The 13,643-nt window shown below is 44.7% G+C and carries 12 protein-coding genes, 1 tRNA gene and 1 riboswitch; of the genes, 6 read left to right on the top strand and 7 right to left on the bottom strand.

Features of this window, described 5'->3' with window-relative positions:
* Position 1 precedes the first annotated feature (1 nt).
* The gene (locus tag ACUUJN_RS20650) at positions 2-295 is read right to left on the bottom strand and encodes a magnetosome magnetite crystal formation protein family (RefSeq protein WP_016324668.1); all 294 of its coding nucleotides are present in this window, start codon (positions 293-295) and stop codon (positions 2-4) included.
* A 174-nt stretch (positions 296-469) separates the two neighbouring features.
* On the opposite strand from ACUUJN_RS20650, the gene ACUUJN_RS20645 reads away from it, so the two are divergent.
* The 3 genes from ACUUJN_RS20645 (at position 470) to ACUUJN_RS20635 (ending at position 3,267) form a co-directional block, all read left to right on the top strand.
* Positions 470-543: transfer RNA gene (locus tag ACUUJN_RS20645), tRNA-Arg, on the top strand.
* A gap of 417 nt (positions 544-960) precedes the next feature.
* Complete coding sequence (locus ACUUJN_RS20640; RefSeq protein ID WP_484668875.1) at positions 961-2,031, top strand: IS4 family transposase; 1,071 nt, start codon at positions 961-963, stop codon at positions 2,029-2,031.
* Positions 2,032-2,364: 333 nt separating this feature from the next.
* Positions 2,365-3,267 carry a PhzF family isomerase gene (locus tag ACUUJN_RS20635; protein ID WP_068941727.1) on the top strand — a complete coding sequence of 301 codons (903 nt, stop codon included), beginning with the start codon at positions 2,365-2,367 and terminating at the stop codon, positions 3,265-3,267.
* 161 nt (positions 3,268-3,428) lie between these two features.
* Here the strand turns inward: ACUUJN_RS20635 and ACUUJN_RS20630 are convergent, their stop codons facing one another.
* Complete coding sequence (locus ACUUJN_RS20630) at positions 3,429-4,772, bottom strand: 6-phospho-beta-glucosidase (RefSeq protein ID WP_076295598.1); 1,344 nt, start codon at positions 4,770-4,772, stop codon at positions 3,429-3,431.
* 185 nt (positions 4,773-4,957) lie between these two features.
* On the opposite strand from ACUUJN_RS20630, the gene ACUUJN_RS20625 reads away from it, so the two are divergent.
* The 3 genes from ACUUJN_RS20625 to ACUUJN_RS20615 all read left to right on the top strand — a co-directional run bounded on the left by ACUUJN_RS20625 (position 4,958) and on the right by ACUUJN_RS20615 (position 8,069).
* Positions 4,958-5,932, top strand: a complete 975-nt coding sequence (locus ACUUJN_RS20625) for a LacI family DNA-binding transcriptional regulator (protein WP_484668874.1) — start codon at positions 4,958-4,960, stop codon at positions 5,930-5,932.
* 158 nt (positions 5,933-6,090) lie between these two features.
* Positions 6,091-7,509, top strand: a complete 1,419-nt coding sequence (locus ACUUJN_RS20620; protein ID WP_023990020.1) for a helix-turn-helix domain-containing protein — start codon at positions 6,091-6,093, stop codon at positions 7,507-7,509.
* Positions 7,510-7,901: 392 nt separating this feature from the next.
* Positions 7,902-8,069 carry an aspartyl-phosphate phosphatase Spo0E family protein gene (locus tag ACUUJN_RS20615; RefSeq protein ID WP_071558335.1) on the top strand — a complete coding sequence of 56 codons (168 nt, stop codon included), beginning with the start codon at positions 7,902-7,904 and terminating at the stop codon, positions 8,067-8,069.
* Here the strand turns inward: ACUUJN_RS20615 and thiE are convergent.
* From thiE to ACUUJN_RS20590, 5 genes are all read right to left on the bottom strand, one after another.
* Positions 8,014-8,727 (bottom strand): thiamine phosphate synthase, encoded by a 714-nt coding sequence (gene thiE, locus ACUUJN_RS20610; RefSeq protein ID WP_484669765.1) that lies wholly within the window; start codon positions 8,725-8,727, stop codon positions 8,014-8,016. The two genes, ACUUJN_RS20615 and thiE, sit on opposite strands and share 56 nt — an antisense overlap.
* Positions 8,724-9,554 carry a bifunctional hydroxymethylpyrimidine kinase/phosphomethylpyrimidine kinase gene (gene thiD, locus ACUUJN_RS20605; protein ID WP_076264934.1) on the bottom strand — a complete coding sequence of 277 codons (831 nt, stop codon included), beginning with the start codon at positions 9,552-9,554 and terminating at the stop codon, positions 8,724-8,726. The genes thiE and thiD overlap by 4 nt, the downstream gene beginning before the upstream one ends.
* A complete protein-coding gene (gene thiM / locus ACUUJN_RS20600) occupies positions 9,551-10,393 on the bottom strand; it encodes a hydroxyethylthiazole kinase (RefSeq protein ID WP_484668873.1) in 843 nt (280 codons plus the stop codon). The genes thiD and thiM overlap by 4 nt, the downstream gene beginning before the upstream one ends.
* 74 nt (positions 10,394-10,467) lie before the next feature.
* Positions 10,468-11,157, bottom strand: a complete 690-nt coding sequence (tenA, locus tag ACUUJN_RS20595; protein ID WP_071558338.1) for a thiaminase II — start codon at positions 11,155-11,157, stop codon at positions 10,468-10,470.
* Between the two features lie 136 nt (positions 11,158-11,293).
* A riboswitch (TPP riboswitch) is annotated at positions 11,294-11,396 on the bottom strand.
* Between the two features lie 92 nt (positions 11,397-11,488).
* A complete protein-coding gene (locus ACUUJN_RS20590; protein WP_023990014.1) occupies positions 11,489-13,210 on the bottom strand; it encodes an NAD-dependent malic enzyme in 1,722 nt (573 codons plus the stop codon).
* Positions 13,211-13,643: the final 433 nt, after the last annotated feature.

Below are 13,643 nucleotides of genomic sequence, written 5' to 3'. Positions count from 1 at the left end.
ACTAAGCCGCTTCACGCAGCGTCATAATCCCTTTGTAGATGTTATAAACAAAAACCCCGAGATAGACCACTACGAATAGAAGTACAAACCCGATCACTGAACCTGCATGATTCGCCGTAATAATAAAATACACTAGCGGAATTGCCGCAATAATGGGAAAAATATGCGATAAAATAGCCTTTTTTGCATGTCCCTGAACATATTCGTCCCGTACTGCAATCCACACAATGACAGGCACTAGAAAAGGTGCGAAGAAAATGCTGAAATAACAAAGTGACGACAAAAGACCTCTCACGGATTAACCCCTCCTTTATGCATGGTTCTTTGTACATAATACCCCGTTAGCGTCCAAATGATTCCTTTTGCAGCCAGCTTCCCTGTATCATAAAAAAATGCTTTTGACAGTTGGCCGAATTGTGATATAATAATCAATGCGCTGAATACATAAGGTTTTATTGATCACCATCTTGTCCCAGTAGCTCAGCTGGATAGAGCAACGGCCTTCTAAGCCGTCGGTCGGGGGTTCGAATCCCTCCTGGGACGTCGAAGCGTTCAGATATGTAAAGTTTGAACGAAATTAAAAATGCTTCAAATCCTTGATATATAAGGGTTTGGGGCGTTTTTTCTTTTATTGGGGTTACGATAGAAAACGTTAGAAAAAGGTGTGATTAATACACCTGTTTACTCAAATTATACACACGATTTTTACACGCTATATAAACGTTCAAAAATGTCTGTTGTTTGTTTTGAATCCTGTTCACGTAGCTCTTTCATAAGGTGGGCATATGTAGAGGTAGTGATATCTAATGAGGCGTGACCAAGCCGCTCCGAAACATACAGTAAACTAATACCTTTATATAGTAGCACGCCTGTTGAATAACCACAAAATGGTAGAAAAAAGATCGTCTTTTCTATAGAATCGTTGGTACCATCCAAACGAATCCGAAAGAAGACGATCTCATGAAAAATTCTATCACGATTACATCTATCCTTCAATCCATGCTGACTCCTGAAGAAGTTCAAGGGGTTGTGAAGTTAATAGGTTATGAAGACAAAGCCCGCAAGTTTACGGTGTACCATTTACTCCAATACTGGTGCATGGCTGCGTTGGAACAATGGGGTAGCTATCGATCCAGCGTAGATTATGCGGCTCTCTGTGGCTTGCCCGTCGTCCACTACTCACGCTTTTCAACCAAAGCCGCCGAAGTCTCGTTTTCCGTATTTAAGGAACTTTTCCATCTACTTGTTTACAAATGTAACCGGGAAGCACGTCGGAAACTGACTTTCCCAAAAGAATTATTACTCATAGATTCAACCGCGATGACGGTGGGAAAAACGCGTTTGCCTTGGGCTCCTTATCACGGGGAGCGTGCAGGTATTAAACTTCAAGTCGCTTTACGAGCAGAAAATGGGCAACCCCTTCAGGTGGTCGAAACGCTGGGCTCCAAGCATGATGGCCCCATGAGTGAAGCGTTGGCTCAACCGGACTACATTTTGGTGATGGACCGTGCTTATGGGAAACTGGAGCGTCTGGATCACTTCAAAACCCATGGACAATCGTTTGTCATTCGGCTTCGCGACAACGTCCATTTGGAAAAGCCTCATGCGCTACGTCGCCTTATGAAGCCAGATTCATCCGTCATTCGGGATATCACTTGCCAGTTGGGAACCCCTCAGTGTCGTTCCAGACAACGTCATCGTGTGGTGATGTTTCGGGATTTTGAAGGTCGGGAAATTCGGGTGGTTACCGATTTAATGCAGGTGACCGCAGAACAAATCGCACAGATCTATAAGGCTCGATGGCAGATTGAAGTCTTCTTTCGTTGGATCAAGCAACATTTGAATATTCCAACGCTGTTTGGTACGACTGAAAATGCGGTCTATGGGCAATTATTCTGTGCTCTAATCGTCTATGTCCTGCTCAATTGGCTATTTGTTGCTGCTCAGACTTCATGGCCCCAACATGCCGTTCTTTCCTTTGCGCGATTTTCTCGTCTATTTCTTCTTCAAAACTACCTGTTGAATGGCTGATTCAGATTCAGCGCGTTCTTCTTCAGTGCACCTCTTGTTTCATGAATTGAGTTACTTATTTTGGTTATTCAACAGGCGTGGCAGAATCTAAAAGTATCTATAATCATAAAAGATTTATTCCACTTTTAGATAAGGATTGAGAAGACCATTTCAGCTAACTGCGGCTTTAGTTTAATCACAATCTTCCATAAAAGAGCGCGATTCTATAATAAGGATCAGTTCGTTTTTATTAAAGGGCCATATTATATCTTTTAATTTAAGTGAAACTGCCTAAAAAGTATGTTAATATCAGATTTAACAGACAGACAAACTAGTATTTATAGAGGCGAAATTATGAAAAAATATAGAATATATCAAGTAGACTCATTTACAAAAAATAGATTTCATGGTAACCCTGCTGGGGTTGTTCCAAATGCAAATGGACTTACAGATGAGCAGATGCAGAGAATTGCAAGAGAATTAAATAATTCGGAAACTGCATTTATTTTTGAAACAGATTCTTCAAATTATGATGTTGAAGTAAGATTTTTTACTCCAACAACAGAGGTTCCAATTTGTGGTCATGCAACAGTAGCAGCGCATTATATTTATTCAATTGAGAGAAAAGCTGAAACTGGAAGAATTATTCAAAAAACAAAAGCAGGTATATTGCCTGTTGATGTTATAAAGTATGAAGATGACTATTCTATTGTAATGACACAGGGAGAACCTTCTGTATCAGAGCCTTTAAATGATGAAATAAGAAGTCAGATTGCAAATGCGTTAGGTATTTCTTGTAAAGATATTTGCATGGAATATCCAGTTGCAATATCTTCAACAGGTCATTCTAAGGTAATGGTTCCGATTTACTCCAATGAAATACTACATAGTTTGAAACCTGATTTGCAGAAGCTTACAGAAATTAGCAAGCATATTGGATGTAATGGATATTATGTTTTTACATTAAATCCACAAGAGGATATATTGGTTCACGGAAGAATGTTTGCTCCTGCAATTGGAATAGCTGAAGACCCGGTGACAGGAAATGCAAACGGACCGCTTGGAGCCTATTTGGTACACTATAACATTTTGCAAAATGAGAATGAGCAGTCTTTTGATTTTGATATTTTACAAGGTGAGGCAATCAAAAGAGAGGGAACAATGCATGTTCATGTGAAAAAGGAACAGGGAAAACCCGTATTAGTTCAAATTACGGGGAAAGCGGTTATTGCTTTTTCAACGGAGATCATACTTTAAAAAGTCTAACAAATTTATCAATAAGCTTAATGACGGATTGTCAAGCCAAGTACAAACCCAATAACACCAACGTCCCAGCAAGTACTCCTGGGACGTATAGCAAAAAGCTTCCTACATGTAGGAAGCTTTTTTGTGTTCCAGCAGGATGATTGCTGCTAGCTTTATACCGTCGCCTTCTCCTTATGAGCAAAGAATTGAGGTAGATGCTCTTTGTGTGCTTCTAGCAATTCATCCAGTACGGTTTGAGCAATGTCCCCGCTTGGTACGAGCGGATTCAGGGTGAAGGCTTGCAGTGCTGTTGCATAGTCACCGGTGACCGCCGCTTCAATCGTCAGCTCTTCCATTGCCTTCATCACTTGCAGCAAGCCCCGCTGTGCAGGTGGGAATTTGCCAAAGTTGACAGGTTCGGCACCATGGGCGCGAATGACACTGGTCACTTCGATGGCGCTATCATAAGGAACATCATCAATCGCACCATTGTTACGTGTACTAACCACCATCAATGTGCCTTTGTTGTTATAAATGGAATTAATGATCTCACAGGCTGCATCGCTGTAATGCGCACCGCCGCGTTTGGATAGTTCCTCTGGTTTGTAATCCAGATTCGGATCTTTATACAATTCAAACAGACTTTCTTCCAGACGTTTGACCACTTGACCCCGAGTTCCTTCGTTTTTGGCTTCCTCTAATTCTTCCTTGAGCATGTTATCCGTCATATAGTAATACCGATGGTAAGGACAAGGCAGCATTTTCAATTGACGAACTTGATCATACAGGAAGCGCATGTTTCTAATATTTTCAACGACCTTCTCCGGTTTTGCGCCAGGAGCGTACAGTCCTTCAATGACTTGCTCTGTTAATTCGGCTCCTGTTTTGTCATAAACTTTGTGCCAATGAAGGTGGTTAATCCCTGCAAATTTAAAGAACAGCTCTTCTTCCGGTTTGTCCAGCACAGCTGATGCACTCTTGATCGCGCCGATTGGAACATTACATAATCCGATGACTTTATCCCACTGACCATAACGAAGCACGGCTTCGGTGACCATACCCGCAGGGTTGGTAAAATTAATCAACCATGCATTCGGACACAGTTCTTTCATATCTTCGACGATACTGAGGATAACGGGTATGGTGCGAAACGCTTTGAACATTCCGCCGGCACCATTGGTCTCCTGACCGATCATGCCATGTTTTAACGGAATACTTTCATCCTTAATCCGGGCTTCCAGCAAGCCTACCCGAAATTGGGTCGTTACAAAATCGGCGTCCTTCAACGCTTCCCGACGATCCAGGGTCAAATGTACCTCACAATCAATGCCTGCGGCCTTCACCATCCGTTTGGCCATAGCGCCTACAATCTCCAGTTTTTCACGTCCTGCCTCAATATCTACCAGCCACAATTCCCGAATGGGAAGCTCTGCATAACGTTTGATGAAGCCTTCTACTAATTCTGGTGTATAACTGGAACCTCCGCCAATGGTTGCAATCTTTATGCCTTTTTTCATGGTTAGTGCCTCCTAAGTATGTTTTTTAACCGCTTTCTTAAGCACAAATTCACTGTAATCCCTGTAATGCATTACAGGTCAAGCGCTTTTAAAAAACTTATTTTGGGAAGGTGACAATTATAGGGCGGGCACTACGAACATGCTGAACACGAACATGCTAAAATAGAAAGAACGAGGTGAGAAAAATGGCGAATATTCATGAAATTGCAAAGCTGGCAGGTGTATCCTCGGCTACGGTGTCCCGTGTCATTAACAACCATCCGTACGTAAGTGAACCGACAAGACAGCGTGTGCAGGAGGTCATAGAACGACTGGATTATGTTCCTAATTTAAATGCGGTATCTTTAAAAAAAGGCATGACCAAGCTCATAGGGATTATTTCACTTTCTTTTAATGATTCATTGGGTTTATTTGTGCGTGGATTTACAATGTATGCTCAGGAGCATGGCTTTAATATAGCGCTGTTTATTACGAATGGGGAGAAGGAGCGAGAACTTGAGGCGCTGGAAATGTTGCGGAGAAAGCAACTGGACGCCTTGGTCTGTATGATTCGTGTTAATGAGTGGAGTGTGATTGAGCATTATACAAAATATGGTCCGATTGTGACCTGGCAGCGTGTAAACATTGAGGCAATCCCGTCTGTATTTATGGATCAGTATCAGGGCTATACGATGGCGTTGGAACATTTGTACGCCCGAGGATATCGGAAAATTGTGAATGTGTACGGCAGCATGCGGGGGTTGAACACAAAAGAACGCATTCGAGCTTATCATGACTTTTGCGAAAAATATGATTTGGATGCTGAGGCCTTCCCGCATTTTTATGATTTAAATTCAATAGAAGCTGGTGAACAAATAGCTCATTGGTGGGCAGAACGAGAACAAACAGATAGACCGGATGCCTTTGCCTGTTCTACCGATTATTTGGCAGCAGGTCTTTTGACTGAAGCACGGAGACTCGGTGTTTCTGTACCAAGGGATTTTGCAGTAGTAGGCTTTGATAACACCGAAATCTCGCATTTGCTTGATTTAACAACGATTCATTACCCGATAGACAAGCAAGCGGAGAATGCGTTCATTATGATTTGCAATGCCCTTGAAGGGCTGGATGAAACGATACATCATCTGGAATTCAAATTAGTAGAACGAGCGACCACCTGATTCCAAAAGGGACTTCATGTTAGTGGTTATTAATTACCATATTCAAGTTTATATAGTAGGAATAATGGAAGAAAAATGTTGACACATGTTAATAATTGGTGAATAATTTGAGGTGAAAGTATAAAATTTGGATTTTTTGTATGAAGGGTGGTTATGACTTGGGACATACACCTACGATTTTGGCGAAGTTAGAGGATTATTTAGGGGAAAATAATTTGACGCTGGCACAATTTGCCGAATATTCAGGTGTTCATCAAAGAACACTTAATAATTGGATTGCCAAGCATCGTCCTGTTGCGATACATCAGTTAGATCGAATCACTTGGGCTATGGGACTACCAGAGGGTTTTTTTTACGAACTATACATAGATAACTACATCATTGAGCGCTCCCCGGATTGGAGGCGAATTGAGCCGTTGTTGTTTCGCTGTGCGGAACTGGACAAGTTGGATGCTATCCAGCTTGTAGTGGGACATATTATGGACAACCTTCTATATTCCCCAAAGTTATTTGATGCAGCAGAAAAATTATTCGCACAAGGTCAGCACAATGCTGCATTGTTGCTCTACGAAGGGATTGCGGAAGGCGAGAAGTACCAGCACTCTGAACGCTTGGCTGTCTGTCAGTATCGTCTGTTTACCATTCAGGTAGGGAACAATCAGATCCGAAATCTCAAGGCGGCTACACGATTTGAACCCTTTGTGGAACGTCTGAATGAAATAGATCAACTCGATGCGTTAAAAGATTTGGCGAATGTGTATCGTTCTCTGCGTGAATGGGACAAGCTCGATGCAACTGCTCGAAAAATGAGAGCCAAAGCGGAGATCCAATATTCTTTGAAACATCAACAGAAAAAGCGAGAGTGGGAGGAGTCTGAACAGAGGCTGAGTCGCCCGATGTTTGTGTACATTACCTATGCTGATTTACTGTGTGCGAGTGTCTGTGAAGCGCAAGGCGATTATCAGCAAGCATTACAATTTACGTACGCCTACACTGATTTAGATTGGGTGATCGAGACAGACCAGGAAACCCAACACTGGGTCAACTTGTTCAAGCATTGGGCAGAAGGTAATACGTTTGTAAATAGACTCCTATCTGGAGATACCAATGTGCTTCCTCATTATGTTGAATATATTGCATCCACATCAATCACTACCGAGAATGAAAAGCTATCCAAGTTGCTGAACGTTATGATTGCTGCTAACCGATATGCAATAGATATCAATGATATCCTTTCACGTTTTGAAGTGGAGATTAATTCTTTTGCTCTGCTATCACAATCTACTGATATGTACACCCAACAAGTGATGCCGGATTATTTTGCATGGTTTGGTTACGAACTGGCTTATTACTATTTAAGGCGGGGAATGTACAATGATGGCTTTAAACACTTAATATATGCACTGGTAAAAGCCCACCTACTAAACAATGAGACTTATTTTATAAACTGTACAGGGCTTTTTGCACATTTCCAAGCACATGCGCTTCCCGAAACAAGGGAAGAGTATTTCAAACTATTAGAAAAGGTGTGGTTAGACAATGTTGAAAAAAATGATTCTGCTGGTCATCGCAGCTAGCTTCTTGTTTATTTTAGCAATGCCTGTTCAGTCGCATAACCAAAATCAAAGAATAACGCCTCACGTACAAATTGGAGGTGCTTAAACGGCTAGAAACAAAGACAATTCTCACCGACTAGTTCAAGTTTGGGGAGTTCAGCGACTATTAGAGAGCCAACAAAATAAGGTTAATCTCTAGGTCAGAATTGGCATGTATGCTCTGTATTCATTGGATCTTTTTATGAAAAGGGCCTCTGTTCCACTTAATTAGTGGAAACGGAGGCTCTTTTAACGTGGATTTAGGGGCATCTTTGTTTATGCAAACTTTTGGGATGTTCTTTTTTTGTTAGGCGCATCATTCGAAAATCCAAAAAACGTCTTTTTGTCATAAAATATGACATATAGGAGGGATCATGCTGATGAACCAAGGTGTGACTTTACTTTGTGTCGAACGAGCTAGGAAGAAACTGTACCAGGTCCAGAAAAAGTATGGATTTTTAACACATCCCAAAGTAATAGAACAATCTAAAAAGCTGGATGATCTGTTGAATCATTATCAAACATGTAGATCGGATCATTGAGAAATGATACCATATTTTTCTTTAATTCCTTGACCGCACCTCTAACCTGTTCTGACTGTGTCACGGCTGAAATCACCGCCACACCATCTGCACCTGCACGTGCGACTTCCTCAACACGGTCCACTGTAATACCTCCGATCCCAACAATCGGCACATCAATTCCCGCTTTACGCATCTCATATAAAATTGCCGGTCCCTGTACGGCATGGGCATCATCTTTCGAGATGGTGGGATAGATGGGTCCGACGCCGAGATAATCAGCACCTTGCAGGATGGCTCGACGTGCTTCCTCAATGGTATGGGCAGAGACGCCTAAAATTCGATTTCCGATTCGCTCGCGGACGGATTCGGCGTATTCATCGTCTTGACCGATGTGAACACCGTCGGCGTCGATTTCAAGAGCTAGCTCCACATCGTCATTGATGATGAAGGGGACACCAGCGTGACGGCACAGTTCCTGTAGCTGGCACGCAAGTTCGAACATAGGAACGCCCGTTAACGCGCCAAGACCCTTTTCCCGGAACTGGACCATGGTTGCGCCGCCAGCCAGAGCCTCTTGCACGACCCAGCCTGGTTCCGCGAGGCAATTCACGCTTCCAAGCACCAGGTACATCTGTAGCTGGCGGCGCACCACCTCTGACAACATTCTGCCGTTCATAGCAGCATCTCCTGACGACGGCGGAAGGCCCAATGATTGGTGGGTCCATGTCCTTGTCCAAGCTGCAAAGGTTCCTCAATCGCTGCCTGGATGAAGGCTTTGCCATTCGAGATAGCCTCCGGTACAGACATCCCTTTCCCTAATTCCGCGGTAATCGCTGCTGAGAAGGTGCATCCTGTTCCGTGTGTATGAACAGTCCGTACTCGCTTGCCGCTCAGCTCTGTAAAGGCGGTTCCGTCAAAGAGTAGGTCCACAATCTGTTCGCTGCTCTCGCTCTCGTCAGCGTGGCCACCCTTGATCACAACGAATTTTGATCCCATACTGCTAATATGTCTCGCAGCCTCGCGGCGATCCTCCATCGTATGGATACTGATCCCTGTCAGGGCTTCTGCCTCCGGGATATTCGGTGTAACGACCAGGGCCAAGGGTAGCAGGTCGTCCTTCAAAGCCTGCACCGCTTCCAGTTGCAGCAGTTCAGCGCCTCCCTTGGCAATCATCACGGGATCGACGACGACCTTTTTCCAGCCGAACTTTCGAATCTGCTTGCTCACAAGACGGATGATGCCCGCATTAAACAGCATGCCAGTCTTCAGGGCATCCACTCCAAGGTCTAATCCTACAGCTTCGATCTGTTCCGCTGTTGCTTCCTGTGGCAGCGGATATACGCCGTGGACCCCTAAAGTATTCTGTACGGTAATGGCCGTAATAGCCGACATGCCGTAAACGCCAAGCTCCTGAAAGGTTTTGAGATCGGCTTGAATCCCGGCCCCGCCGCCACTGTCCGAACCGGCAATCGTCAGTGCTCTGGGTACACGAACGTCTGTCATCGCGCACCACCTGCTGTGGTTGTTCCGGCTTCACGGACAGTGACATGCCCCTCTAGCGAACCTGTATGTAGTTTGGCGAGCTCGTCGAGAAAGGCAATCTGGAAGCTGCCGGGCCCCAGCTCTGCGGTACGTGCTGCGGCTCGGGAAGCTGCTGCACCGTAAAATGCCAAGCCTGCTGTACCTGCGAGCAGCAGGTTGGGTTCAACAGCTGCAAAGGCACCTAACACAGAGGTCAGCAGGCAGCCTGCTCCGGTTACCTTCGTGAGCAGCGCGTCTCCACCGCTAATCATTCGTACTTCGGCCCCATCGGTGATGACGTCCTCTTTTCCAGTAATGACAACCATTGTATTGAGCGTTCGAGCAGCCCGAATTGCCAGATCGACATTTCCGCTGTCAGCACTGTCACCAGCATCTACGCCTTTAATCTCACGCGCTTCTCCAACAATATGCGCGACTTCGGCTGCATTGCCCCGCACCAATGAGATTTTGACTTTTCTCAGGATTCGCAGTGCCGACTCAGTTCTAAAGCTCGTTGCTCCCGCACCGACCGGATCTAGCAGGACCGGAACACCGTGTGCATTCGCCGATTGTCCAGCAATGATCATGGCATCCACCAGTTCGCGGTTCAGCGTACCGATGTTTAACACGACGGCTCCCGCTATTTTTGCCATGTCTGCTACTTCCTCGGGTGCATAGGCCATCACCGGGGAGGCGCCCAATGCATACAGGCCGTTGGCCGTAAAGTTAGTGACTACCACATTGGTCATATTGTGAACGAGGGGTTTGCTGTTTTGTACCTTCGTCAGGAGATCCGAATAACTTTTTTCCCATGTACTCATAATGATTATCCTCTCTATAGTTGGTGGTTCAACAGGGCATTAACTGTACTTCACGCATCGAATTGCCAGGCTGACTATTCCAAGACCGCTGCCTGTATCTGGACCGGCCATTCTTCCTGCTTATAGGCCATGTCCCAGAACTTATATTCCAGCTGGCAGCTCAGTATAAAATGCTCAATCATCCGCTCTCGCTCAGCAGCCGTTGCGCCTTCCGCCCAAGCATCTACACGTTCTCGGAACTTGAGTGTTGTATCATCAAGCTGGTCTCCATAGAAGCCCATCCATTCATAGAACGGATGAGACTCATCCGGCTTTACTTCATCCAGCAGCCTGCGACCAATCTCGGCATACGTCCACATACATGGCAGCAGCACAGCCAAGATCTCGCCCAGGCTGCCCTCATGCGCAACCGTCAGCATGTGACGGATATAGTGATGAGCCGACGGAGCGAGCGGATATCCCTGCAACTCTTCATAGCTCACCCCTGCGACAGCACAGAAATTTTGATGCGGATGAACCTCGCTGTGCAGAATAAAAGAGATTTGTTCATTAAATACAGCCATGTCCTCCCGATTCGTGCATTTGGAGATTGCGATGCCGTATATCCGCATGTAGGCGTTCAAATATTCAAAGTCCTGTTTTACATAGTGAATCAGCTGTCCCCTTGTCAAACTTCCTTCAGCAATACCTCTCACAAAGGGATGCTCAAAAATCGCTTGAAAAATGCCGTCCGCCTGCCGACGGAGTTCTTGTGTAAAACTCAATTTCCCCACCTCCATTAAATTGAAGAGCAAGAAGTCCTGTAAGAATATAATTCCGGAACAACGCTAAAAAGCCGCCCCGGAAAAATGGAGCGGCTTCAACAATAGGCCCAATACGCAAAAAACGCTTGAAACCTTATATACGAAGGCTCCACTTTCCTACGCTAGTACGAACTAGATCAGGTTCAAAGGGTCCAAGATACGCTCTTGTCTCAGCCATAGTGGCTCCCCTAGTGGACTTCTATTCTTTTGACTATTACTGTACATTCGTTCATATGCTATGTCAAACATAGTGTACAAAATATTAAATTTCCTCTAGTTAGGTATTTTGGGCTTAGTGAGGGTGATGAATTACACTTTCCACTGCTTTGACCTTGGCATATTTCGGTTTCCACATTGCATCTTGTATAGCTTGTTCCACATCTGAAATGTGCGCCTGCGCTACCTGATCCTGAATCGCGGCTTTTGCAACCGCAATCGCAACAGCGTACGAAACTTCGCGTAATTTTCGGATATGAGGGAGTAGCGCACCGCCAGGCGTATTCGAATCTACACCATTGGCAACAGCAACTGCTGCCGCTGTAAACATCGCAGGGGTAATCCTTTTGGCTTTAACCACAATCGCACCCAGACCCAGTCCCGGAAAAACAAAGGCATTGTTCGCCTGTCCAATCTCAAAATTTGTATCGTTATAGGTAACGGGCTCAAAAGGACTTCCGGTTGCGATCAGTGCTCTGCCATCTGTCCACCGGATCAAATCCTCGGGTACTGCTTCTGCAAGGTTTGTAGGATTGGACATGGGCATAATGATCGGGCGTTCTACATGCTTTGCCATCTCCTTGATGATCTCTTCAGAAAAGGCACCTGCTACACCGGAAGTTCCAATCAATATCGTAGGCTTCACCTGACGGATGACCTCCAGTAGCGGTATTTTGCCGTCACCCGACCGGGTCCATGAGCTGACTTCATCCTTTTTGCGCACATACGGTTTCTGATACTCCAATACGTCTTCCATATCTTCCGTTAACAGCCCGCGATAATCAAAGGCCCAAAAGGACTTGAATGAATCATCTACGGAAAGGCCATCCTCGATCATAGCGCCCCGAATTTGATCAGCGTTACCGATCCCTGCAGCCCCTGGGCCGAAAACAAGTATTTTTTGTTCACGCAGCGGAGTCTTGGTGACACCCACCGCCGAAAGAATCGCAGCCAGGGTCACTGCTCCTGTACCTTGTATATCATCGTTGAAGGTGAGTATGCTTTGACCGTATTTTCCTATAATATGGCGCGCATTTACGCTACCCACATCTTCCCAATGTAAAAGCGCCTTCGGGAATTGCGCTAACGTTTTGCTGATAAAAGTATCAATAAACTGGTTATAGGCTTCTCCGCGAACTCGTTTATGGCGGTTTCCGATGTACAGTGGATCATTCAGCAGCTTTTCATTATTCGTGCCTACATCCAGTACAATTGGCAGCACCCGCCCAGGATGAATGCCTGCCGCAGCCGTATATACTGCAAGCTTGCCAATAGCAATGTTAATCCCCCCGACGCCCCAGTCACCAATCCCCAAAATACTTTCGGAATCTGTCACGACAATCAGATCCACATCATGGCCGCTCAAACCAGAATTATGGAATGCTTGTCCAATACCGTTCGGGTTATCTATCGACAAATATACGCCTCCAGGGCGGTTGTACTCGTGACTATATTCTTGAATCGCGGTTCCTACGGTCGGCGTGTAGACTACGGGCAGCATTTCACTCAAATGATCGGTTAGCAGCCGGTAGTAGAGTACGACATTTCGGTTGTGAAGGTCGTTGAGAGAAGCATTTTTACGCAGCATGGTGGGTTGTGCGAGAAACTGCTGATATGCCCGTACGCTCTGTTTCTCCAATGAAAGGACGGTTGGAGGAAGGATTCCTTCCAAACCCAGCTCTTTGCGTTCTTCTTCTGTAAAAGCGACACCTTTGTTCAAAAGAGGATTTGCCAACACATCCTTTCCCCGTAATGGAGTAGATAATGACCCATCGCGATTGACATAAAATGCTTCCATAGAAAGACCTTCCTTCTCTTCATTTACATATGGTAAGGATTTCACAAAATTCGATTTCAGTCGCTCCGAAGTGCAAGATATAGACGAACTAAACCATTTCGATCTATATCTTGTTCATTGAAAGTCGCTTATCGGATTTTTGCAAAATCCTCAAGATGACATGTTGTCCATAGTATGGACGTGCGAATCTGTTTTATTCTTCTATTTATCTATGACAAAATAACCATATATTCTTCCTTCTGTTGATCTAAAAGAACTAATTTTCGATATGGATGCGCTAACTTATTCTGATGGTTTTGGTTCTAATGAATCAGGTCTAAATACTCTGTTTTTATCAAATATGAAAATCAGTTTTTCTTCTCTTATATCCTTATATATCATGGAGTGTCAGCTATTTTGTTAAGGAAATATGAAGTATTTGGACATTAATTTA

The sequence above is a fragment of the Paenibacillus sp. LRG-1 genome, from assembly GCF_057220305.1.
This window is presented reverse-complemented; position numbering and strand designations above follow the sequence as displayed.

Excerpts from the sequence above, each read along its gene's own strand:
- ACUUJN_RS20640 (WP_484668875.1), top strand. The coding sequence starts at position 961 with ATGAAAAATTCTATCACGATTACATCTATCCTTCAATCCATGCTGACT.
- ACUUJN_RS20635 (WP_068941727.1), top strand. The coding sequence starts at position 2,365 with ATGAAAAAATATAGAATATATCAAGTAGACTCATTTACAAAAAATAGA.
- ACUUJN_RS20630 (WP_076295598.1), bottom strand. The coding sequence starts at position 4,772 with ATGAAAAAAGGCATAAAGATTGCAACCATTGGCGGAGGTTCCAGTTAT.
- ACUUJN_RS20625 (WP_484668874.1), top strand. The coding sequence starts at position 4,958 with ATGGCGAATATTCATGAAATTGCAAAGCTGGCAGGTGTATCCTCGGCT.
- ACUUJN_RS20615 (WP_071558335.1), top strand. The coding sequence starts at position 7,902 with ATGCTGATGAACCAAGGTGTGACTTTACTTTGTGTCGAACGAGCTAGG.
- thiE (WP_484669765.1), bottom strand. The coding sequence starts at position 8,727 with ATGAACGGCAGAATGTTGTCAGAGGTGGTGCGCCGCCAGCTACAGATG.
- thiD (WP_076264934.1), bottom strand. The coding sequence starts at position 9,554 with ATGACAGACGTTCGTGTACCCAGAGCACTGACGATTGCCGGTTCGGAC.
- thiM (WP_484668873.1), bottom strand. The coding sequence starts at position 10,393 with ATGAGTACATGGGAAAAAAGTTATTCGGATCTCCTGACGAAGGTACAA.
- ACUUJN_RS20590 (WP_023990014.1), bottom strand. The coding sequence starts at position 13,210 with ATGGAAGCATTTTATGTCAATCGCGATGGGTCATTATCTACTCCATTA.